The sequence below is a fragment of the Lacrimispora sp. genome (assembly GCF_032078915.1).
In the GTDB taxonomy this organism is placed as follows: domain Bacteria; phylum Bacillota; class Clostridia; order Lachnospirales; family Lachnospiraceae; genus Lacrimispora.
The window spans coordinates 1-22,761 of the sequence record NZ_DAMAUN010000092.1; the positions used below are offsets into that span (position 1 = coordinate 1).

Consider the following 22,761-nt stretch of genomic DNA (forward strand, 5'->3'; position numbering starts at 1 on the left):
CTATACACGATTGCCAGCAGTTTGTACCTGCCAGTATAATTATATGTTCCAACTTAAGAGTATACTATTAATAATATCTTACAAATTCCTTTGGAACCCTATTCCGACACCCCCGGATACTGCAGCGCCCCCAGTGTTCCAACATAATGGATCACGATATACTTGATACGGTCTATCTCTCCGCTTGAGTAGTTGTAAGGGAACTGATCCGGAAAGAAAGTCAATGACCATAATTATATATTTCACTTTCATTTTCCTCACTCTTTCTTATATTAATCTATAATGTGGCCGTTCCTCTCCAAACAGCCAGTAACGCAGCCAGTCATCCAATACGATTCCTGCCCCGCTGATCCAGAACCAAAAGAAAGTAAATAGTGGGCATATCTGCCCCAGAATATTTCCAGGCATATGGCTGTAATCCCAGATCCCCCAACCGAGCCATATATTTACTATACAGCCGGTTAATAACTCAAAATATGTAATTATAATCATACCTATAAGCATCTGCTTAAAGAGGGGCATTTCCCACGGTATCAATTCATTAATCAAGCCCAGGCACACGAAACAAACTCCACCCAAAAGAAACATGGTCCAATGAGAGCGGCCACGAAATGCCAACTCCATACCTATGTAAATAAACCCTCCTACCAACCAGAGAAATACATATTTAAACGCCTGATTCATCATTTCCCCCTTTCCTCACCATAGCAGCAATCTGTGCCAGATATGTTTTTAAGCTATTCCCGTAAGTGACATGGTATGAAGTATGAAACATGGCTTTTTCGATTATCAGGGATATGATTCCCTGCAGGCGGAGATCCAGAGCAGTCACATAGCTGGCAAGATAGCTTTCATGGGGTATATTCGGCTGTTCCGTGTTAATCCTATTCTTTCCGTCCTTCCCCATATTGTCGTCGCCGGCAATGAAACGGCTGTCAAACGGGTTAGGTGTTAGCAGCTCACCAGTCCAGGAATAAACCTATCACTCCTCTAGGAAAATATTCTTTACTTATCTGCCTTTTTAAGCTATAATTAACATAACTCTTCTTAGGGCGCCGCTTTCCCCAAAATTCGCGGTGCTCTTTTTATGCTTTAAATCTCAGTATGATTGATGTATTCTTGGTAATGGCATCCATGCTGATACTTCACCCCTTCTTCCAGTGCTGTCTTTGAATTCACCAGTTATTATATTAAATCCCTATACTTACTCCAGTGTTATCTTTTCAAACTCTATTTTTTCGCTGCCTTTTCCCATACGCTTACTCCTTTAAACTTTGGTTTTCAATAACTATAAAATGTGCTATTATAAAATAAAAACTATATAATAAGGAGGCACTATGACACACCATATCATTGTAAAGTTTATAGATACTGTTTCTAATAAAGAAGAATTAATCAACCAAATTAATGATCTGTTTTCACATGCAGCAGAGATACCTGGAATCCAACAGGTTCAGACGTTTTCATCTTGTATTGACAGAGCAAATCGCCATGATTTAATGATAAAAATGGTTTTTGAACCGGACATTCTTAATGTTTGGGATTCATCGGAGATTCACAAAAAATGGAAGGATGATTTCGGGAAATATCTAGCAGCTAAGACTATTTTTGATTGCAATTAAGAAGTGTTACGGTTTTAAATACGGTTTAAGGGCATCTTTTGGAGCCCATGCGACAACATTACTTCAACTAAATCCAGTGTCCAACGGATAGTATCCGGCATGAACACATCTTACAGTTCCCGGATATGCCACGGTTACCTAGCAATATATACATATCCTTCTGGTAACCGTTCTGCCACTGGAATCCACGGTTGCTTTTCTATTAGTTCCTGGGCTGCTTCCAGATACGTAAAAATTCTTTCGCCGTCAATGGTGGCTGTTATCAGCCCTATCTTGATTCTTGAAATTCCATCTATAAGCTTTTTAATATCCATTGATTCCTCTATTTCCCCCTCTGCCCCCGGCAAAGCAATCAATTATTGAATCTCTCATTTTTCAAAAGGGTCCGCCATAGTGAGGCCGCAAGCAAGTAGCAGGATTTAGTATCAAAATAGTATCACGGCTAATTTTAAATTTCAAATTTTCCTTTATTTATAATGTTTCTCAATATGTTTTTTACTTTTCTCTTACAAATCAAAAAACGACAAAATAACAGGTGCACAATTTGCATTAATCTAGTATAATATCTGTATATTGGAATACAACCGCTTTTGCAAAGGAGGAAATATATGGGAACTACAGACAACAGTTTCTTGCTAAGAATCCAGCAGGGTCAAAGGGAAACGGAAAAGCTCATGAGCCAGAAGCAATATAACATGGCTATGATCAAAGCCCGGCAAACCCTGGAATATATGGTAAATTATCTTGGAGAAAGGGCTCTGATTGTGGAAGGCGATCTGGCGGACAGCATAGACCAGCTATTTGAAGGACGCTTTATTTCTCAGGCCGCCAAAGACCACTATCACAGGATCCGCGTACTGGGAAACAAGGCAGTTCACGAAGGAGATGACAGTCCCTATGATGCCAACGAGGCCTTCCAGCTTCTGTCTCAGGAAGTCAATACCTTTGCAAGCTCTAATAATAGAGGAAGCCAGGGGGGGACCCCAATTAATAAACGTCCTGCAGACGTTAGGACTATCTCCTCAACTTCCCGGAATAATCCTCCGAGAAGCAACGCTCCAAGAATTGAATTCCAGGGAACGGGAAATCAAAGAAGCAGCGGCGCTAGAACTGCGCCTTTAAGAACCCAGGAACATACAGGCGGCGCTGGGCGCACGGGGACAAGACCGGATGGGGCAAGGTCCGGGCAAAGGCCGGCTCAGAAGAATGTTTCCAGAAACGGTCAGAGACCCGCGTCACACAGCAGAAGCAGGAGGCGTACCAAGAAGAAAGGGTTTGATCCCTACGAACTGCTGAAACCAGCCCTCATCTTTCTGGTTCTTCTTGTACTTGTCCTGATCATCGTAAAGCTGATCCCAGGAAAGAACTCAAAAAATGACCCCACAACAGCCGAAACGACTGCTGAGGTTACTACCGAAGCCATGACAAGTGCCGAAACTTCTGCAGAACCTACGGAACCAGAGACAGAAGCGCCTAAAATTTATACCACCAAAAGCAAGCTTAATGTCCGCTCTGAGCCTTCTACCGACGGCGCTAAGCTTGGAAGCCTTGCTTCCGGTACGGTGGTGGAATATGTCAAGACTTATGATGACAAATGGACGGTTATTATGTTTGAAGGAACAGAGGCTTATGTTGCCACCGAATTCCTGACCGAATCGGAAAGTGAGACAGGAACGGGCGCAGAGGAGTCTACCTCTGCCGCGGAAAATACAGCAACAACAGCCGCAACCCCGTAAAGAAAACGTTAAAAAATAGCGAAGAAACCAGGGAAATTTTTTCCTGATCTTCGCTTTTTTCTATTGTTCATGCATAGCTACAGCCCCATTGTCGTAATCTATATTTATGTTAAAACTTTATTAATATTGGGGTTTTTTACTTACAGACTATGGTATTTTTTTTAAATTGTAGTATCATTATAAATCAAGCACTATATTTTTAAAGAAATTATTACAAAAAGGAGGGCTCGGTATGGATACTGTAATCGAGAAAATATCCGAGATTGAATCGGCAGCGGCTTCTATTATGAATGATGCCAATGAGCGCAAAAAGGCGTTTTCCGAAGATATGGAAGAACAGACCGCTGCATTTGATGCACAGCTGGAAGAAGAAACCAGTAAAAAGATTGAAGAACTGCAGGCTGGCATGGAAATCAGTATGAACAACCGTCTGGAAAAACAGCGACGAGATTCCGAAAAGGTCCTTATAGCCATGGAACAACGTTATGAAGATCATCATACTCAGTATGTGGAGAAGCTATTCAATACTATGATAAAGGAGTGATCCAATGGGAGACCTACTATCCTACAGCGGCATTACAACCAAAGTAAGAGCCATGGAGAGCCATCTGATCACCGACAGTCAGTTCCGCGAAATGGCAGCCCTTGAAACCGTTTCTGATGCCGAGGAATATTTAAGACGTCTTCCGGCCTATGAAGGGCTGTTTGCAAACCTGGAGGGAGTCGTGCTCCATCGGGGAGCCATCGAACAGCGGCTGATCTTATCCTTGTACCAGGATTTTGCCAAGCTCTACCGGTTCGCCACTTTGACTCAGCGTAAGTTCCTGGACCTGTATTTTATGCACTTTGAAATCGATATCCTGAAGAAGTGTTTCCGCAATTCCATGGGGCGAAATCGGCTGGATATCGATCTATCTGTATTCCAGGACTTTTTTGAGAAGCATTCTAAGCTGGACTTGATGAAGCTGTCATCCTCAGCAGACTTACGGGAATTCATCGCCAACCTGGAAGGCTCGGTCTATTATGACCTGCTGTCCCACTTAGACGACAGGGACCAGCCTACCTTGTTTGACTATGAGGTTCACTTAGATCTTCTTTATTTTAAGACCATGTGGAAAGTCATGGGCAAGTATCTTACCAGAAAGGAACAAGAGCTTCTTACGCACTGCTTTGGCAGCAAGCTGGATTTACTTAATATCCAATGGATTTACCGTACCAAAAAATATTATCATCTGCAGCCTGCTGACATTTATTCCCTTCTCATCCCTATCAATTACCATTTGAATAGGGAGCAGATTACGAAGATGGCAGAAACAGCCACTCTGGAAGAGTTCTTTTCCGTACTAAGAACTACCTTTTATGGAAGGAAATCAGATTGGGACGCCGCAGACATGCCGAATTTGGAATATTTAACGCAGGAGGTACTGGATAAAATATACCGTTCCTCCAGCCGTCAGAATCCGTATTCCATTGCCACACTGAATTCCTATCTTTATTTTAAGGAGGAAGAAATTCAAAAGATTATCACCCTCATAGAGAGCATCCGTTACCGCGTAAGCCCGGATGAAATCATCTCCTATGTAGTAAAAATGTAAAGGGGGTTGCTTTTTCGTGATAGAAAAGATGAAATTCTTAAGTATCACCGGGCCCAAGGAAGATATTGACCGAGTCATCGACACTTATTTATCCAAATATGAAATCCATTTGGAAAATGCCCTGTCGGAATTAAAAACGGTGAAAGACTTAAGGCCTTATATTGAAACAAATCCATACAAAGACGCTTACCAGCGTGCCATGGAGCTGGCGGAATTACTCCCTCCGGGTATTCAGCCAAGCAGCCGGAAAAAGATTCCTATCCAGCGGGCAGCCGGAATTGTCACCGAGATCGGGGACCAGGTAAAGGAGCTTACAGCAAAGGAAGAGGCCCTTATATCCGAACAAAATTCGTTCCGGCAATCCCTGGAACGAATCCTTCCATTTACCGGACTAAACTATGAGCTAAGCTCCATCCTTCACTTTAAGTACATTAAATTCCGTTTTGGGCGTATTTCTCATGAGTATTACAACAAGTTTGTGAGTTATGTATATGATACCATTGATACCGTCCTCTATAAATGCCGGGAGGATGACGAATACGTCTGGCTGGTTTATTTTGTGCCCGAAAGCATCTCTAACCAGATTGACGCTATTTATGCCTCCATGCGTTTTGAGCGTTACTTTTTACCTGACGTATACGAGGGCACGCCTTTAGATGCCATTCATTTTCTGGAAGATAAGATAAGCGTTCTCCAGTCTGATATCGACGGCATACGAAAGCAGATGTCAGAACTGCTGGAATCCAGGCAGGAGGAGTTATTGACGGCACTGGATAAGCTTGAGGTATTTTCTACCAACTTTAACGTGAGAAAATTGGCCGCATGTACCAAACAGAAAGTAAACACCTTTTATATCCTTTGCGGCTGGATGAGCAACCGGGATGCGGCTGCCTTTCAGAAAGAAATATCTAGCGACGAAAAAACTTTCTGTATCGTGGAGGATGACCATAACAAAATTTTGAGCAAACCTCCCACCAAGCTTCAAAATCCAAGGCTTTTTAAACCTTTTGAGATGTTCATACAGATGTACGGCCTGCCGGAATATAATGAGATCGATCCCACCATATTGATCGGCATCACCTATTCCTTCCTCTTTGGCTTTATGTTCGGGGATGTAGGACAGGGAATATGCCTTTTGCTGGGAGGGCTGCTCCTCTACCAACTGAAAAAGATAAACCTGGCGGCGATCATATCCTGCTGCGGTATATTTTCAACCATATTTGGATTCCTGTTCGGCAGTGTTTTTGGATTTGAAGATATCATACAGGCCGTTTGGCTCCGTCCTCTGGAGCACATGACTAACCTGCCCTTTATAGGGAGACTGAATACCGTATTTGTCGTAGCGGTTTCCATTGGTATGGGAATTATTTTGTTGACCATGGTCCTTAACATCATAAACAGCATCCGCTTTCATGACCCGGAAAAGACCCTGTTTGATACAAACGGTGCGGCAGGACTTGTCTTCTATGCAAGCCTTGTGCTCACCATCGTCCTTTACATGACAGATAATCCCATTCCTGCTGCCATTCTCCTTGTTATTATGTTTGGCATCCCGCTGATCGTCATGTTCTTTAAGGAACCTCTCACCAACCTGGTGGAAAAGAAAGCGCAGATCATGCCAAAGGAAAAGGGCATGTTTGTGGTTCAGGGTTTCTTTGAACTGTTTGAAGTGCTTTTAAGCTATTTTTCCAACACCCTTTCCTTTGTCCGTGTAGGGGCCTTTGCTGTCAGCCACGCGGCCATGATGGAAGTGGTCCTTATGCTGTCCGGTGCGGAAGCAGGAAACCCTAACTGGCTGGTTGTTATTCTTGGCAACTTATTCGTCTGCGGCATGGAAGGCCTGATCGTTGGAATCCAGGTTCTGCGTCTGGAATATTACGAATTATTCAGCCGTTTCTATCGCGGAACCGGCCGTGCATTTAAACCATACGGTAAGAAAATATAAAACCAAAACGGAGGTAATATTATGTCAACCTTAGTAAAAATTACATTAGCAATTGCATTAACCTTAAGTATCGCCCTGCCCTTCGGAGCTTTTGCCATGGGCGCAAAAACAAAGGGCCGCTATAAAACCGCCCTTGGTATCAACACCCTTTTATTTTTTGGTACCTTAATCGTATCCAGTGCATTGATGTTTAATGGCCAGGCTGCCGCTGCGGAAAGCGCCGCAGCCAGCACTGGAAGCATTGCCGGAATGGGTTATCTAGCAGCTGCCCTTTCCACAGGTCTTGCCTGCATCGGCGGCGGTATTGCCGTTTCCGCTGCTGCCAGCGCCGCTCTCGGTGCCATCAGCGAGGATGGTTCCATACTTGGTAAATCACTGATCTTCGTAGGGCTTGCCGAAGGCGTGTGTCTGTATGGCTTGATCATCTCTTTCATGATCTTAGGTAAACTCTAATCCATGAAAATGTATTTGATCAGCGACAACGTGGACACCTGGACCGGCATGAGATTAGCCGGAGTTGAGGGCGCTGTCGTTCATGAAAAGGCTGAACTGAAACGTGAACTGGATAAAGTCCTGGCCGATAAGGAGATCGGGATCGTTCTCCTGACGGAAAAGTTCGGAAAAGAGTTTCCGGACATCATCAATGATGTGAAGTTAAACCGCAAGCTTCCATTGATCATAGAAATCCCTGACCGCCATGGTACCGGCCGCAAGCCGAACTTTATCACAGATTATGTTAATGAAGCCATCGGATTAAAACTATAAGAAAGAGGTGGTCATCTTGACGACTGAGGAAAAATTACAGCATTTCCTGGGATTTTGCATGGAAGATGCCAGAACCCGCAGTGCAAAGATGCTTGATGAATATACAGCTGCCTTGGAGCAGACCTTTTTAGAGCATCAGGAAGATGCAAAGCGAAGGGCTGCACATCAGGTAGCTTTGGAAAGCGAACGGATCGAACGGGAAATCAACAAAAAGCTTTCCCTGGAACAGATCGGCATGAAACGGGTTTTTGGAAAGAAGCAGGATGAGCTGAAAGATAAGCTATTTTCGGAGCTTCGGGATAAACTGGCCACATTTATGGAGTCTCCCGAATATACAAAGCTTTTGGAAAAACAGATAAGGGAAGCCAAGGCCCTGGCAGGAAAGGAATTCATCACCATTTACATCGATCCTGCAGATGAAGAGAAGATCAATGAACTGGCAATTTCAGGCGGCTCTGACATCCAGGTGAGCGAATACTCCTTTCTGGGAGGAACCCGGGCTGTTATCCCTTCCAGGCATATTTTAATCGACAATTCATTTCAAACCAAGCTGGCGGAGGCAAAACGCGACTTCCGCTTTGATGTAAAGGATCTGATGGGAGGTACGGCTAATGACTAATACAGGCACCATTTCCGGCATTAACGGCCCTGTCATTTATTTAAAGGGTGATTCCGGATTCCGAATGAATGAAATGGTCTATGTGGGCGAAGACCACTTAGTCGGTGAGGTCATCGGCCTTACAGACCGCCGCACCATTGTCCAGGTATATGAGGAGACCAGCGGCTTAAAGCCGGGAGGGACTGTCACTTCCTCCGGCTTCCCCGTATCCGTCACACTGGCCCCAGGCATTTTAAATAACATCTTTGACGGAATTGAGCGCCCTTTAAGCGAGATCGCAAAGACCGGAGGGGCATATATTGACCGGGGAATTCATGTGGATTCCCTTGACGGCGGGAAGCTCTGGAAAACCCATATAACAGTAAAAAAGGGAGATCATCTCTTACCAGGCACCATCATTGCCGAGGTTCCTGAAACCCCGGCCATCGTCCATAAGGTTATGATACCCCCTGATTTGGAAGGCTATGTCCTTGACGTGGTGGAAGATGGTTCCTATACCATATCCGATCCCCTGCTGACCCTACAGCTTTTGGACGGGTCCGAAAAGAAAATTACCATGACCCAGAAGTGGCCCATCCGCGTGCCAAGGCCCATATTAAAGAGATACCCGGCCGGAAAGCCTCTTATCACCGGACAGAGGATCATTGATACCCTCTTTCCTCTTGCTAAGGGAGGTACCGCTTGTATCCCCGGCGGTTTTGGTACAGGAAAAACCATGACCCAGCACCAGATCGCCAAATGGTCTGATGCAGATATTATCATTTATATTGGCTGCGGGGAACGTGGCAACGAGATGACCCAGGTGCTTGAGGAGTTCTCTGAGCTCGTTGACCCCCGTTCCGGAAATCCTCTGATGGACCGGACCACACTGATTGCCAATACTTCAAACATGCCCGTAGCCGCCCGTGAAGCCAGCCTCTACTCCGGCCTTACCCTGGCGGAATACTACCGGGATATGGGATATCATGTGGCGATCATGGCGGACTCCACCTCCAGGTGGGCCGAGGCCTTAAGAGAGTTGTCCGGGCGTCTGGAAGAGATGCCCGCGGAGGAAGGTTTCCCAGCTTATCTGGCCTCCCGTTTATCCGCTTTCTATGAAAGGGCCGGGATGATTCAGAACATGAACGGAACCGAAGGCTCAGTCACCATCATTGGTGCCGTATCCCCTCAGGGAGGCGACTTCTCCGAGCCGGTGACCCAGAACACCAAGCGTTTTGTCCGCTGCTTCTGGGGCCTGGACCGAAACCTGGCAAACGAACGCCATTTCCCGGCCATTCACTGGCTCAGCAGTTATTCTGAATATCTGACTGATCTGGCACCCTGGTACGTGGAAAACGTGGATAAGAAATTCGTGGACTACAGAAACCGTCTGGTCTTCCTGCTGACCCAGGAAAGCAGCCTGATGGAGATCGTAAAGCTGATCGGCGGAGACATGCTTCCCGATGACCAGAAGCTCATACTGGAAATCTCAAAAGTGATCAGGATCGGATTTTTACAGCAGAACGCATTTCATAAGGACGATACCTGTGTCCCAATGGAAAAACAGTTTAAAATGATGGATCTAATCCTTTATTTATACAAGAAATCCCGTTCCCTTGTTTCCATGGGAATGCCTATGTCAGTATTAAAAGAGGATCCGATCTTTGATAAGATCATTTCTATTAAATATGATGTACCTAATGACAGACTTGATATGTTTGATGACTACAAAAAGCAGGTAGATGCCTTCTATGATTCCGTCATCGAACGCAATGCATAGGGAGGAGGCAGGCTATGGCAATCGAATATTTAGGACTTAGTGCAATCAACGGTCCATTAGTTGTTTTAGAAGGCGTCCAGAATGCTGCTTTCGACGAAATCGTGGAAATGACCGTAGAAAAAAAGACAAAGAAGCTGGGACGTATCATTGAGGTTTACGAGGATAAGGCGATCATCCAGGTGTTTGAAGGAACCGATGGGCTTGCCTTAAGAAATGTTCACACCCGCCTCACCGGACATCCTATGGAGCTTGCTGTGTCCGAAGACATGCTGGGACGCACCTTTAATGGTATCGGAGAGCCTATTGACGGGCTTGGAGACATCAATTCCGATATCTGGCTGGACATTAACGGAAAACCCTTAAATCCTGTTACCAGAGAATACCCAAGAGATTATATCCGTACGGGAATCTCAGCCATCGACGGGCTGATGACTCTGATCCGGGGCCAAAAGCTCCCCATCTTCTCCGGAAACGGCCTCCCTCATGACGAACTGGCCGCCCAGATCGTACAGCAGGCCTCCCTGGGAGATGACGCCCTTTCCAGCGAAAAATTTGCAGTGGTATTTGCTGCCATGGGTGTGAAATACGATGTTGCCGACTTCTTCCGCCGTACCTTTGAGGAAAGCGGCGTTTCCGACCATGTGGCCATGTTCATCAACCTGGCTAACGACCCTGTAGTGGAACGTCTGATCACACCAAAGGTGGCGCTTACACTGGCAGAATACCTGGCTTTTGAAAAGGGAATGCACATACTTGTTATTTTGACGGATATGACAGCCTATGCGGAGGCTCTCCGTGAGGTTTCCTCCTCAAAGGGGGAGATTCCTTCCAGAAAAGGCTATCCCGGCTATTTATACAGCGAGCTGGCATCCCTTTATGAACGGGCCGGCATCGTAAAGGGACGGCATGGCTCCGTGACCCAGATTCCCATACTGACCATGCCAAACGACGACATCACCCATCCCATCCCAGACCTTACGGGATATATTACGGAAGGGCAGATCGTTCTGGACCGCAGTTTGTTCGGCCAGTCCGTTTATCCGCCTATTAACGTCCTTCCTTCCTTAAGCCGTCTGATGAAGGACGGAATTGGTGAAGGCTTTACAAGAGCTGACCATCAGGGCCTGGCAAACCAGCTATTCTCCTGTTATGCCAAGGTAGGAGACGCCAGAGCTTTAGCATCGGTCATCGGAGAAGATGAGCTATCCCCTATTGATAAAATGTATCTGGTCTTCGGCAAGGAATTTGAAGACCGGTTTGTCGGGCAGGGAAATCATGCCAACCGGAATATCATCGAAACCCTGAGCATCGGCTGGGAGCTTTTAGGGCTTCTTCCAAGGGCCGAGCTGGACCGTATCGACACCAAGGTATTAGACCAGTATTACAAGCCAACCACCCTTGACAGATCGGAAGAATAGGAGGGATATTCATGAATCCCAATACATTTCCCACCAAGGGGAATTTAATCCTTGCGAAAAGCTCCCTGGTTTTAGCCAGACAGGGCTATGAACTGATGGATAAAAAACGGAACATCCTCATCAAGGAACTGATGAGTCTGATCGATGAAGCAAAAGGCATTCAGTCGGAAATTGATGTCACCTTCACTTCCGCTTACAAGTCCCTGCAAAAGGCCAACATAGAGCTGGGGATCAACTATGTGCAGGATATTGCCATGGCAGTCCCTGTGGACAATTCGGTTCAAATCAAAACCAGGAGCATCATGGGAACAGAAATTCCCCTGGTCAAGCATGATGAAATGCCTTTAAACCTGACTTATGCCTATTACAACACCAGGGAATCCTTAGATGAGGCCCGTTACCAGTTTGAAAAGGTTAAAAAGCTGACGGTAAAGCTCTCCATGGTTGAAAATTCTGCCTACCGTCTGGCAAACAGCATTAAAAGGACCCAGAAACGGGCCAACGCCTTAAAGAATATTACGATTCCCAGGTATGAGACACTGACCAGGAATATTACCAATTCACTGGAAGAAAAGGACAGGGAAGAGTTTACCAGGCTTAAGGTGATTAAGAGAAATAAGAATGGAATTTAGCGGCCCTTAAGGATCGGAGATGGGAACAACAGCGGTTGGTTTCCCATCTCCGGTCTTTTTATATTTTAAAAATAAAAACTGTAAAAAATGAACCGAATGGTACTTTGGTGACTCTTATTATCAGATGCATCTAAAAAAGGAAAGGAAACAGGTTATGATGGAAGAAAAAGGGGCTTTGGTAGAAAGCATGATAAATGGCAGCGAAGCAGCATTTGACGAACTATACCGTTCCTATTCCGGAAAGCTATACCGTATGGCGTATTTTATTACTGGTAACCGAAGTGACAGTGAGGACATTTTACAGGAGACATTTGTTAAATGCTATCTTTACAAGTCAAAACTGAAACAAACGGAACGCTTTGAACCGTGGCTGTACCAGATTTTGGTCCGGACGGCCTGGCGGCTGGAACGAAAGAAAAAAGGAAGAGCTGAGATCTCCTATGAAGGTATTTTAGAAAACGAAGAGGAAAAAAGGAGTGCGGAGCATATCCGGGAAGACAAGAAAGCGGACGAACCACTGGAATCTGTTTTAGAGGCAGAAACAGCAAAAGAAATCCAGGCAGCACTCAGCAATCTGGATATAAAATACCGTACCGTGATTCTTCTGTATTATTATAATGAATTGAGCACCAGAGAAATCGCCCATATTACAGGAGCTATGGAAGGGACGGTAAAATCCCGTCTGCATAAAGCAAGAAAACTGCTGAAGGATTTATTGAAGACTGACGGTACTGAAAAAACAGAAATGGAAAGGGGTTTTTGCCATGGATAACTTTGGGGATGATAAATTAAAACAAATCATTAAGTCCGAGCTGGATCAGATAAAGCCGGATGCACAGGCAGAGAATCGTTGCCTTAGTGAAGTTCATAAAAAAATAGAAATGAGGAGCGGAATTATGAAATTTAGTAAAAAGAGAATGGTGGCAGTTTTGGCCGCAATGTGTACAATAACGGTAATGGGAACTGTTACGGCAATCGCAGGCGGTAAAATTACAGGCTTATTCAGTTCTACTTCCCTGGACGAAATGGTCCATTCAAAAGCTGAGCTGATTCAATTAGCTGAACGCAAGATGGGGACCACTCCAAAGTTTGTGGATTCCTTTTCAAATGGTATCTCCTTTAGCGAAGGCTCTATTACTATGGTTGAAGGAAGGGATGAGAACCAGAATCCATTGATTACCTACCCGGTACTCTATGCCGGCTATGGGGAAAACAATCGTGTGGGACTTGACATTCATGAACATCAGGATATGATTCCTCAGGGATCCTCTACGGTGGTAAAACAGGAGGTTTACCAGGATATCACTTTAGAAGCTCATGAAGATAACTATCTGTTTTTACCACCAGATGCAAAACCATCAGAAGAAGATTCGAAGCTGGAGGAAGAAGGCAAGCTGATGATCAGCTACGGAACCAGGGAAGAAGAACGTAAGGTATATCGTTATGTAAACTGGAGTGAAAATGGTATGGAATATTCGCTCAGTTCCTTTGATGATTTGAGCTGTGATGATCTAATTGGTATGGCGAAGGAAGTTATAGACGTAAAGTAAGCCGGTACCAGTTTGATAAGGTGAATAAATCCGGTCCAATGGCAGCACTTAGAAACCATAAGGATCTGAGACGGAAACACAACTGTGTTGTTCCCAGTCTCAGATCCTTTCTTTCCTTATCCCTTTAAAAAACTTCAATACCGTCCAAACAATTCCCTCACCGCGCCATCAGGGTGAACACCTTGGCTTCATTGTCCGCCTTGATCACCGGCATAGGCAGTCCCGCGTACATCAGCGCTGCCCCGGAAAGCTTTATGCCAAGCTCCGGAATTTCATACACCGTCTGCTCTTCAAGCCCCCGCAGCTTTAAATAAATGATTCCCTTATTCGCTCCGGAAACCCTCTGCACATATCCTACGACCGCCTCTTTTTTATCTTGAGAGACCGACATAAACGCTCCATACTCCCGCTCTTTTTCCGGGTTGGTCAGCCGGTAATAGTCTCCATGGGCGGACACAAGTCCGTGTTCCTGATAGTATTTTACCTGCCTGCGGACCGCTTCCTGTTCTTCCTCTGTTATTTCATTTAAATCCAGCTCATACCCAAAGGTTCCAAAATAGGCAAGAGCCGCTCTTGTATCAATGGAAACCGTTCTTCCCGTCTGCTGGTTGGGACACTCCGAGACATGGGATCCCATGGCAAAAGGCGGATAGATCATGGAAGTTCCGTACTGAATATGAATCCTTTCTACCGCATCTGTATCATCGGAGCACCAGATCTGGGGCATGTAGTAAAGAACTCCCATATCAAACCTTCCTCCGCCCCCGCTGCAGCCTTCAAACCGCACGTTCGGAAAAGCCTTTGTCATCTTATCCATCAGCTTATAAAGTCCCAGCACATACCTGTGGCAAACCTCTCCCTGCCTGTGGACCGGAAGAGCCCCAGAGAAACGGTCCGTCATACTCCGGTTCATATCCCACTTGATGTAATCAATCTGTGCATCCTTAAATTCCTCATAAAGCTGTTGAAAGATAGCCTCCACCACTTCATCCCTGCCAAAATCCAGGATCAACTGATATCTCTGGCGGGTTGGTTTTCTTCCCGGAATCTTGATACACCAGTCAGGATGCTCTTCATAAAGCCTGGAATCCTCATTGACCATTTCCGGTTCGATCCAAATACCGAACTTTAACCCCATATTGTGAATTCTTGCAGAAAATCCAGGTATTCCGCTTGGCAGCTTACTTAAGTTGCACTGCCAGTCTCCAAGTCCCCTGTATTCATCGGTCCTTCTTCCAAACCAGCCGTCATCCATAACAAACATTTCAACTCCCAGTTCCTTTGCTTTTCCAGCAATGTTCACCAGCATTTCCTCGTCAAAATCAATCATGGTCGCCTCCCAGTTGTTGATGAGAACCGGACACCTCTCATTGACAAACTGGCGGGGAATCAGATGATGCTTCACTGTCCGGTGGAAATTGTGGCTCATTTTGGACAGGCCCTGGGAACTATAGGTCATGACTGCTTCCGGCGTTTCAAATACACTGCCCTTTGATAGCTCCCAGTAAAAAGTTTCCGGGTTGATGCCTGCCACCAGTCTTGTCTGTTTAAAATCGTTGACCTCTGTGGTGATTGCAAAGTTTCCGCTGTAAACCAGGGCAACTCCGTAGCAATCTCCCCCATCCTCTGTTGCGTCAGGGCTGCAGAGGATGGCCGAAGGGTTCTGATAATGGCTGGAGATACCTCTGGCGCTGTCCACTGTGATCTTCCCGTGTCTCACGGAAGTTCTCTCCGCACACCGCTCATGGCCCCAGCTTCCGTAGAAGCTGATCATATCCATCTGATCCGTGGGGAAAGAAATACAGGTGGAATGAGCTGTATTGGCAAACACGGTCTTTTCTCCTGCATTCTGAATCCTGGCGCATCTGGTGATGATGTCATACTCTTCCAGAACACCGTAAACAAGAGTCACCTCCACCTGGGTATACGGATCCCTCATCAGAACCTCCAGAGTCTGCCAAGTGCCGCCATTATCCCGTAAAGATGGCATTTCATGTAAGCGGTATTTTCCGTCTGATACCTTATGTGATACATACCTTAAATCAATGCAGTTGGAGCCATCCCCGTTAATCACGCTGACTGCAGAAACCCGGAAGTCCGAAACTCCAAACCCCGGATATTCCTGTTCCAGCACATCCAGGCAGATGGTCCTGTCCTTTTCCGACTCATAGGGATTGGCTTCAAACCCATGGCGGATTCTCACCGGAAGATAATCCGCTGCATCGGATATTTTCTTTCCATAGTACAAATGCTCTAAAAATCCATATTCCGCCACCCGGAACTGGTAGCTTGTATTCTTCGTATTTAATAAGAACACCTTTTTGTCCTCAATATATTGTACACTCATAATGAACCTCAATCTTTCAAAAATTTTAAAAAGAAAGCGGAAGTCTCATCCGATTCCCGCTTTTCTTATCTGAACCCTATTTAGTTAATATCCAATTACTTGATCGCGCTGTCCACCATGCCCTGGATAAAGTATTTCTGTAAAAACAGGAATACCGCAACCATGGGAAGGATTCCAATAAAGGCCGCTGCCGCCGCTCCATTGACATTGGCCGAGTCTGCGGAAAAGAAGCCTGCAATGGCCAGTGTGATGGTCTTAATCCTGGGGGACTGGAGTAAGTATAAGGCAAACTGGTAATTATTCCAGCAGTTCACACCGGTGATGATGATAACAGAAGCTGTTACCGGCTTTAGCTGAGGCATAATGATCCTGAAAAATGTCTGGAACGGTCCGCAGCCGTCAATTGCCGCTGCTTCCTCAAGGGCAACCGGTATACTGGTTATAAAGCTTGAAAACAAAAAGATGCTGGTGGGAAGCTGGAAGGTGATCAAAGTCACGATCATGCCCCAGTAAGAATTGATTCCCTGAATTTTAGCCATAAAGGAATATAAGGGAACCAGAATGCTTAAGGGGGGAATCATCATGACTCCCATAATGAACCCTTTTACCAGGTTATTAAGCCTGCTCTTATTTCTCGCGAGGGGATAAGCCGCCATAGCTCCGATGACCACAATAAACAGAATTGACATACCGCTTATGATCACAGTATTTTTAAGGGCCAGAAGCATTCCTCCCCGCTCCAGCGCGGTGTAAATATTTTTTAAGTAAAGGTATCCCGGAAAGGCCCACCTGGAGGAATGATCATAAGGGGATTTGAATGCAATGGCAACCACCATATAAATGGGAACAAAGTGGACTGCGATGATGATGAGAGCCAGGACATACTTCCAGGCATTGGAAACCCTTGATCCTTTCATTACACATCCACCTCCTTTTTGTCAAAATACCCCATGACCACATTGCTGATGATCATAATCAGCAGGAATGAGAAAATTCCGATTGCAGAAGCATATCCTGCGGACTGGGCTGAAAAATACTGGTTTGTAACCAGAGTGGACAGGGAATGGGTGCTGAATCCCGGACCGCCGCTTGTAAGCGCCATAACCAGATCAAAAAGCTTTAATCCTCCGATCAGGTTTAAGATGGTAGAGGAGGAAATGGCCGGCATCAGCAGCGGTATGGTAATGTGCTTAAACCGCTCCCAAAAGGTGGCTCCGTCAATCATGGCTGCTTCATAATACATGGTCGGTACATTCTGGAGCCCTGCCAGATAGATGACCATGGCAACGCCTACAAACTGAAGGGAGTTTACCAAAACAATGATCCGGATAGCGGTCCCTGAATGGACCAGTAAATCCACCGGCTCCATATGGAGGGCGGTCAAAATATCATTGACCGCGCCTCCGTCATACTGAAAGAAGAAATACATGATGTAACCCATAATCAGCGGAGCAATCATAACCGGCATGTAGATAATCGTTCTGACAATGGAACGTCCCTTAAACTTTGTATTTAAAAATAACGCGTAGCCAAGGCCTAAGATGTTCTGGATCACGGTACTCATAACACCGTAAATAAGGGTATTGACCAGTGCTGTCTTTACATTTGCATCCTGAAACAATCTGGTGTAATTCTTAATTCCAACGAATTTCATCGTCTGGGAATACCCATTCCAGTTGGTAAAAGACAGCCGGATCCCCTGGATAAACGGATATATCACAAATGCAAGAAACAATATCACTGCCGGAATATAAAACAGATTGATTACTGATTTTTTCTGAATCTTCATGTTTACTCCTGTGCTTTCTTTTCCTCATAGCTTGTCTTCATCTGATCCACTGCTACAGTAAGGGAATCTGCCTGTCCTGAAACAATGGCTGCTCCTGTTACGCAAAGGTCGTTCCACATACCGCTTGGCAGATATTTTCTGTCAAAATAAGGAATATTTAAAATGGAACTGTCATTTGCATATTTATCATAGTAAGGGGCCAGTCTGCCCGTATCACTTACCACATTGTCAAGTCCGGAAGGCATACCGCATTTGGTTGCAAGGTAAGAGCTGATGTCTTCACGGGCAAGGAATTCCATAAACTGTTTTACTTCCTCCGGATGCTTTGTGGTCTTTGACATGCCCACCGCAAAGTGCTCCCCTGTCATCAGGGACTGTTTCAACCCTTCTTCTCTTGCAGGAAGAGGCATAAAGCCCATTTTTGTATCCTGGTTCTGAACGTAGGTTTCAGTGATTCCGCTGGCTGCGGTAAACATGAAAGCTGCCTTATCGGCTGCAAGAGCCTTAATACCTGTCATGAAATCTGCTGTAACTGCATCGGTATTGAAATATCCCTTCTGTCTCCAGGAATCAATCTGATTTGCAACCGTATTCCATTTGCTCCAGTCAAAGCTGCCGTCTAAAAGGGCTGCCTGATTGGCCTCATCTTCGTTTGTAATCAGGGTAGGAGCCACGAAATCCATCATATTTCCCATGGTGTAGCTGTCTTTCCCGCCAAGCTGGACAGGGGTAAGCCCTGCTGCCTTGATCTTCTCGCAGGCTGCCTCAAAATCAGCCCAGGTTTTGATGTCATCTACATTCACACCGGCTTCTTCCAGCACATTTTCGTTATAGATCATTCCGGTTAAATCCATGTCAATTGGAAGAGTATATAAGTTTCCTTCCCCATCTGTGATCTGTTCCTTAATACTTGGGGATATATGAGAAGCAAACTCAAAATCATTTAATGGAGATAAATATTCCGCATATCTTGCAACTGCCCAGCCATGGGTTGTCCACGCATCCGGAAGCTGATTTGAAGCCATTCTGGTCTTCATAATGTCGGAAAAATTGCTGCCTGGCATGACTGCTTCCACGCCGATTCCGGTTTCTTCTGTAAACTGTTTGCAGACGTCCTGAATGGCATCGCTGACTGACTCGCCGTTTAAGTTATATAAAAATTCAATGGTAACACCTGTTGAGGGTACTGCATTTCCCTTGGTTTCTGTCTCTTTTACCGTTTCTGTCGCTGTGGTCGTTTCCACAGGTTCCTGAGGTGCCTTGGAACAGCCTGTTACGCTGATCGCAATGAGACCTGCCAGTGAGGCAAGTGCTAACTTCTTCATAATAATTCTCCCTTACATTTATATTAGTTTTTAGCCGGCTATTTTGTATCTTTAGTCTATCACAGTCCTCTGGGTTCCGTAAGATACCCAAATCTACACTTTCAGGCTCTTTTCTATCATTTTCCTTCTTGGGGATTGAAAAATGTATATAATATGTATACAATATAGGCCCAGGAGGTGACCCCATATGAAAAAACGCCAAAGCTTTCAAAACCGGTTTTTGGCCCTGTTTCTCGTAAGTATTGTTTTACCCATAATTATCATGGCCACTATACTTGCCTTTTACTTCCAAAAAAGAATTTACAGGGACAATGAAAAATACTTTTCAACCTCACTTTACTCCATTTCTACCAATTTAAGCACCTATGTGTCTGACTTAAAAAGGCTGGCTCTGACTCCTTATATTTACGATGATATTCTAAACTTTTTTGCAGCCGTTGAGAATGGGAAATACACAAAAAACGGTTCTTTGGACTACCGGATCGAGCTTCACCGGCAAAACTATACCACTTCCATACAGCGCATATTAAACACCGCCAGGGAGGATATCCTGGCCGTTTCTTTCATGCCTGTAAACCCGGACAACCACATCATCGTTACTGCAACAAAAACCAGCGACCTCATTAACACCACAGACTACCCTTACCAGCGGGAATCCTGGTATCAGGATGTTTTAAATACAACCGATCCATATCACTTCATGGTTTCAGAGGCTCCCCCATATATCCGTTCTGAGACAACGGTCATCTCTGCCCTTCATACGGTCCGTAACGTGTATACCAAACGGAAGCTGGGCGTCATCCGGATCGATGCCTCCGACAAAATCATCAAGGATATTTTCAGCAGCGTAACCTTAAGTGAAAATTCAGGCTTTGTCATCGCGGGCCAGGATGGAACCCCAGTCTACCAGGTAGGAAAGGTGGAGGAAGGTGTCCTAAAACGGCTTTCTTCTGCGGAAAGTATCATCCGTACGGACTCAGATACTTACCGCCTGTATAAAAGTGATATTTCGGGAATGCCATGGCAGCTTATATTTGTATCCTCCCAAAAGGATATTTTTAAGGAAGTATCTATTGTCTGGAGCCTGGCTGCTGTTTTAAGCCTTTCCTCCATTCTGGCTGCATTCTCAATTTTCCGTTCCAATTCAAAGAAGACTGCCCTTGCTTTAAATTCCATCTTAACTACCATGAAAAAGGTGGCAAAGGGAGACTTGGAGGCTTCCGTTCCTGACTCAGACCTGTTGCAGAACGACTCCTTTAACACGGAAGAATTGTCCCTGATTGCGGAAAATCTAAACGAGATGATCCAAAAGCTGCAGCTATACATTGACCAGTCCTATAAATATGAGATTGACCGGCAGGAGGCAGAATACCGTGCCCTTCAAAGCCAGGTTAACCCTCACTTTCTTTACAATACCTTAAACTGCTTCCTGTCCATGAACCGGATCGGGATGAAAAAAGAGCTGGAGGACAGCATTATCCAGCTGACCAGAATATTCCGATATACCTGCAGCAATGCAAAGCTGACTACGGTACAGGAAGAGTTTGAATTCTGCATCCAATACTGCAATCTCCTTAAAATACGCTATGATGAGCGCCTGACCTTTCTAAGCTCCATGGAGGAAGAGGCAAAGAATATCTCCATTCCAAGACTTCTCATCCAGCCTCTAGTGGAGAATGCCCTTAAGCACGGTATGGAAGGCGACGGCATTTCCATCATCATCTCCATATCCGCATCAATTGAGGGCGATACCCTGATCCTGAAGGTAAAAAACAATGGAATACCCATTGACATTCAAGAAGTTTACTCTGATGGAAAGGTTGGCATAAGAAACGTGGAGAACCGTATAAAAATCTTTCACCCCCATGCTTCCTTTGAAATAAAACTGACCGGAGATATTACCTCCATGACAATTAAGATACCCCTGGAAGGAGGAACTTCTGCATGAAAATTCTTTTAGCTGATGATGAACGCCTGATCCGGCTTGGATTAAAGAGTATGATTGAGGAACTTTACCCTAATATGCACCAGTTTTTTGAAGTGGAAAACGGAGAAAAACTGTTAAAACAACTGGAACAGGATATTCCGGACCTGATCTTCCTGGATATCCACATGCCGATGCTTACCGGCCTGCAGGCATTTTCCCAGTTTCATATGCGAAAGATTCCGGTGGTCATGCTGACCGGATACGCGGAATTTTCCTATGCCCGGGAAGCTTTAAAACTAGGCGCCCTGGACTATCTCTTAAAGCCGGCCAGCCGGGAGGAAGTCAGAGCTACCATGGAAAAAGCAGTTTCCCTGTTTGGAGAACGGGAGCTTTTGCTGAAAAAGGATTATGAGCTGGAGTTTGAAAAGATTCTTGACCTCCATACCTCCATCCGTTTTTTACAGAGTCCCAAATATGTTCTTCCCCCTTACACGGCAGTTCTTTTTTATGTTGATCATTATCATAAGGAGACCTTTAAAAATGATTTAGATGAATTAAATGCCATGCTCTCTTCCATCTCCTCCCGTTACGGCGCACGGTATACACTCACCTTTCTGCCTACAGGTGAAATCTGCTATCTTACCAGTACCGTGATCCCTCCCGAAGAGTTTCAAGGGATACTGGTCCAGTTTCATCAGACCAGCGGATGTGTAGCAACCGGATTCCATGTTTCTGCCGGTAATCTCTCAGAGCTGTTTGCACAGTTTGAGTCTGTTCAAAGGGAGGAAAGCCTGCGCCTTTGCGTTCACCTTGGATCGGTTATATCAGAAAAAGAACGGCTGACGTTCTCCCAGCTTCTTCCTTTTTCTGATTTACTGGAAAAGCTTTTGATGGCCAATCAGGCAGATGATGTCATGGGCTTTCAAAATCTTCTTCATGCACTTACCCTATTTCCCCATGAAAAAAAGATCTTTGAGCTTTGTGATGATTCCTTAAACCGCATTCTCACAATGGAATCCGGAACAACCGCCAGCATTCTCTCCATTCACCAGCTTGTGGAATTTTTAAAGCAGATGACCTCCCAGAACCAGAGCATTGATCTAATAGATAAGATCAACGCTTATATTGAGGAACATTATATGGACCAGATCGGAATCAATACCATTGCAGATATGATTGATATTTCCCCCAATTACTTAAGCAAAATCTATAAGATGAAAACCGGAGAAAAATTCGTTGACCATTTAACCGGCGTCCGCATGAAAAAAGCAATGGAACTCATGTCAGGAGGACATACTGCAACGGTCCGGGACACTGCTGAGCGGGTGGGATATTTCAGCACCAGGTATTTTACCAAGGTTTTCTTAAAAAGTACGGGGATCTCACCTTCCGAATATATGAAAGGCCATTTGTTAAGCGAAGGGAAACCTACCCCTCTGTAAGAAAAAAAGATCTGCACGCTTCGTAAAAACGGCGGAATAAATAATAAAGGAACCGGGCTGTTTAATAGCCCAGTTCCTCATTAATAAGGATCACTTTAATCCTGTCTTTTATAAATTGGCCTGTAATCAAAACAAAGTCATTACAGATCCTCTCCCGGTGTCCGCAGTCAATGCAGCGGCCAAGGGTGGTACAGGGAGTAGATTTGTTAAGCCGCTTTGCATCCAGGGGAGCCGCGATCTGCCTGGTTCTTTTTACGGCTGCCTCCACAGCTTCCGTTATCTTGTTCGTC

General features: G+C 45.1%; 23 protein-coding genes. 15 read left to right on the forward strand and 8 right to left on the reverse strand.

What is annotated here, in order from left to right; all coding sequences use genetic code 11:
* Nucleotides 1-267: 267 nt before the first annotated feature.
* Both RT269_RS24850 and RT269_RS24855 read right to left on the reverse strand, forming a co-directional pair.
* Nucleotides 268-684 carry a putative ABC transporter permease gene (locus RT269_RS24850; RefSeq protein WP_313186711.1) on the reverse strand — a complete coding sequence of 139 codons (417 nt, stop codon included), beginning with the start codon at nucleotides 682-684 and terminating at the stop codon, nucleotides 268-270.
* Complete coding sequence (locus tag RT269_RS24855) at nucleotides 668-907, reverse strand: hypothetical protein (RefSeq protein ID WP_313186672.1); 240 nt, start codon at nucleotides 905-907, stop codon at nucleotides 668-670. Before RT269_RS24855 ends, RT269_RS24850 begins: the two co-directional genes overlap by 17 nt.
* 430 nt (nucleotides 908-1,337) lie before the next feature.
* Here RT269_RS24855 and RT269_RS24860 point away from each other — a divergent pair, with 430 nt between their 5' ends.
* Nucleotides 1,338-1,622 carry a hypothetical protein gene (locus RT269_RS24860; RefSeq protein WP_313186673.1) on the forward strand — a complete coding sequence of 95 codons (285 nt, stop codon included), beginning with the start codon at nucleotides 1,338-1,340 and terminating at the stop codon, nucleotides 1,620-1,622.
* Nucleotides 1,623-1,756: 134 nt separating this feature from the next.
* Here the strand turns inward: RT269_RS24860 and RT269_RS24865 are convergent, their stop codons facing one another.
* Entirely contained in the window at nucleotides 1,757-1,978 is a 222-nt protein-coding gene (locus RT269_RS24865) for a hypothetical protein (RefSeq protein WP_313186675.1), read from the reverse strand.
* Between the two features lie 252 nt (nucleotides 1,979-2,230).
* Between RT269_RS24865 and RT269_RS24870 the strand changes: the two genes are divergently transcribed.
* The 12 genes from RT269_RS24870 to RT269_RS24925 all read left to right on the forward strand — a co-directional run bounded on the left by RT269_RS24870 (nucleotide 2,231) and on the right by RT269_RS24925 (nucleotide 13,641).
* The gene (locus RT269_RS24870) at nucleotides 2,231-3,358 is read left to right on the forward strand and encodes an SH3 domain-containing protein (RefSeq protein WP_313186677.1); all 1,128 of its coding nucleotides are present in this window, start codon (nucleotides 2,231-2,233) and stop codon (nucleotides 3,356-3,358) included.
* A gap of 232 nt (nucleotides 3,359-3,590) precedes the next feature.
* Nucleotides 3,591-3,902, forward strand: coding sequence for an ATPase (locus RT269_RS24875; RefSeq protein WP_313186679.1), 312 nt, complete (start codon nucleotides 3,591-3,593; stop codon nucleotides 3,900-3,902).
* Between the two features lie 4 nt (nucleotides 3,903-3,906).
* A complete protein-coding gene (locus RT269_RS24880; RefSeq protein WP_313186680.1) occupies nucleotides 3,907-4,953 on the forward strand; it encodes a V0D/AC39 family V-type ATPase subunit in 1,047 nt (348 codons plus the stop codon).
* Nucleotides 4,954-4,969: 16 nt separating this feature from the next.
* Nucleotides 4,970-6,898, forward strand: coding sequence for a V-type ATP synthase subunit I (locus tag RT269_RS24885; protein ID WP_313186682.1), 1,929 nt, complete (start codon nucleotides 4,970-4,972; stop codon nucleotides 6,896-6,898).
* A gap of 21 nt (nucleotides 6,899-6,919) precedes the next feature.
* On the forward strand, nucleotides 6,920-7,351 hold the full coding sequence (locus tag RT269_RS24890; protein ID WP_313186684.1) for an ATP synthase subunit C: 432 nt from the start codon (nucleotides 6,920-6,922) through the stop codon (nucleotides 7,349-7,351).
* A 3-nt stretch (nucleotides 7,352-7,354) separates the two neighbouring features.
* The gene (locus tag RT269_RS24895) at nucleotides 7,355-7,663 is read left to right on the forward strand and encodes a V-type ATP synthase subunit F (RefSeq protein ID WP_313186686.1); all 309 of its coding nucleotides are present in this window, start codon (nucleotides 7,355-7,357) and stop codon (nucleotides 7,661-7,663) included.
* A gap of 16 nt (nucleotides 7,664-7,679) precedes the next feature.
* Nucleotides 7,680-8,282 (forward strand): V-type ATP synthase subunit E, encoded by a 603-nt coding sequence (locus RT269_RS24900; protein WP_313186688.1) that lies wholly within the window; start codon nucleotides 7,680-7,682, stop codon nucleotides 8,280-8,282.
* Nucleotides 8,275-10,041: a V-type ATP synthase subunit A gene (locus tag RT269_RS24905; protein ID WP_313186690.1), complete on the forward strand. Its 1,767-nt coding sequence runs from the start codon at nucleotides 8,275-8,277 to the stop codon at nucleotides 10,039-10,041. The genes RT269_RS24900 and RT269_RS24905 overlap by 8 nt, the downstream gene beginning before the upstream one ends.
* Nucleotides 10,042-10,055: 14 nt before the next feature.
* Nucleotides 10,056-11,459 (forward strand): V-type ATP synthase subunit B, encoded by a 1,404-nt coding sequence (locus RT269_RS24910; RefSeq protein WP_313186692.1) that lies wholly within the window; start codon nucleotides 10,056-10,058, stop codon nucleotides 11,457-11,459.
* 11 nt (nucleotides 11,460-11,470) lie between these two features.
* Entirely contained in the window at nucleotides 11,471-12,091 is a 621-nt protein-coding gene (locus RT269_RS24915; protein ID WP_313186694.1) for a V-type ATP synthase subunit D, read from the forward strand.
* Nucleotides 12,092-12,245: 154 nt separating this feature from the next.
* Entirely contained in the window at nucleotides 12,246-12,863 is a 618-nt protein-coding gene (locus tag RT269_RS24920; protein ID WP_313186696.1) for an RNA polymerase sigma factor, read from the forward strand.
* Entirely contained in the window at nucleotides 12,856-13,641 is a 786-nt protein-coding gene (locus tag RT269_RS24925) for a hypothetical protein (RefSeq protein WP_313186698.1), read from the forward strand. The genes RT269_RS24920 and RT269_RS24925 overlap by 8 nt, the downstream gene beginning before the upstream one ends.
* 157 nt (nucleotides 13,642-13,798) lie before the next feature.
* On the opposite strand, the gene RT269_RS24930 is transcribed toward RT269_RS24925, so the two are convergent.
* The 4 genes from RT269_RS24930 to RT269_RS24945 all read right to left on the reverse strand — a co-directional run bounded on the left by RT269_RS24930 (nucleotide 13,799) and on the right by RT269_RS24945 (nucleotide 19,102).
* Nucleotides 13,799-15,988, reverse strand: a complete 2,190-nt coding sequence (locus tag RT269_RS24930) for an alpha-galactosidase (protein WP_313186700.1) — start codon at nucleotides 15,986-15,988, stop codon at nucleotides 13,799-13,801.
* A 95-nt stretch (nucleotides 15,989-16,083) separates the two neighbouring features.
* A complete protein-coding gene (locus RT269_RS24935) occupies nucleotides 16,084-16,905 on the reverse strand; it encodes a carbohydrate ABC transporter permease (RefSeq protein WP_038283528.1) in 822 nt (273 codons plus the stop codon).
* Nucleotides 16,905-17,777 carry a carbohydrate ABC transporter permease gene (locus RT269_RS24940; protein WP_313186702.1) on the reverse strand — a complete coding sequence of 291 codons (873 nt, stop codon included), beginning with the start codon at nucleotides 17,775-17,777 and terminating at the stop codon, nucleotides 16,905-16,907. Before RT269_RS24940 ends, RT269_RS24935 begins: the two co-directional genes overlap by 1 nt.
* 2 nt (nucleotides 17,778-17,779) lie before the next feature.
* The gene (locus tag RT269_RS24945) at nucleotides 17,780-19,102 is read right to left on the reverse strand and encodes an ABC transporter substrate-binding protein (RefSeq protein ID WP_313186704.1); all 1,323 of its coding nucleotides are present in this window, start codon (nucleotides 19,100-19,102) and stop codon (nucleotides 17,780-17,782) included.
* 187 nt (nucleotides 19,103-19,289) lie between these two features.
* Between RT269_RS24945 and RT269_RS24950 the strand changes: the two genes are divergently transcribed.
* Nucleotides 19,290-21,050 carry a sensor histidine kinase gene (locus tag RT269_RS24950; protein WP_313186705.1) on the forward strand — a complete coding sequence of 587 codons (1,761 nt, stop codon included), beginning with the start codon at nucleotides 19,290-19,292 and terminating at the stop codon, nucleotides 21,048-21,050.
* Nucleotides 21,047-22,471: a response regulator transcription factor gene (locus RT269_RS24955; protein ID WP_313186707.1), complete on the forward strand. Its 1,425-nt coding sequence runs from the start codon at nucleotides 21,047-21,049 to the stop codon at nucleotides 22,469-22,471. The genes RT269_RS24950 and RT269_RS24955 overlap by 4 nt, the downstream gene beginning before the upstream one ends.
* A gap of 61 nt (nucleotides 22,472-22,532) precedes the next feature.
* On the opposite strand, the gene RT269_RS24960 is transcribed toward RT269_RS24955, so the two are convergent.
* Nucleotides 22,533-22,761 (reverse strand): LUD domain-containing protein (locus RT269_RS24960; protein ID WP_313186709.1); only part of this gene is annotated, 229 nt, incomplete at its 5' end.